Annotated in this window: 1 protein-coding gene; it reads left to right on the forward strand. The window is 40.8% G+C overall.

All coding sequences use genetic code 11. The annotated features are described in order from the left end of the window. Positions 1-117: 117 nt before the first annotated feature. Positions 118-272: DUF433 domain-containing protein (locus E1163_RS00035; RefSeq protein ID WP_155168502.1), on the forward strand; the 155-nt coding region annotated here is incomplete at its 3' end.

Consider the following 272-nt stretch of genomic DNA (forward strand, 5'->3'; position numbering starts at 1 on the left):
CTTGCCGATTGGCTACTGAGTTTACCGGATACTGATTACTCAAACGCAGACGACCAATCAACTAGCATACTGATCAGGGATATGAATAAATAATGGCAAATTTTGTAACTTTAGAACATGGAATGGAGAAAACATATAATAGCAGATGAAGCAGTTTTACTGGGCAAACCCACTGTAAAAGGAACACGCATATCAGTGGAGCACATCATCGGGCTTTTGGCTCAAGGATGGACAGAACAACAAATCCTCGAAAATTACCCCCGGTTAAATCA

This window comes from Fulvivirga kasyanovii (assembly GCF_009711405.1).
Lineage (GTDB): Bacteria > Bacteroidota > Bacteroidia > Cytophagales > Cyclobacteriaceae > Fulvivirga > Fulvivirga kasyanovii.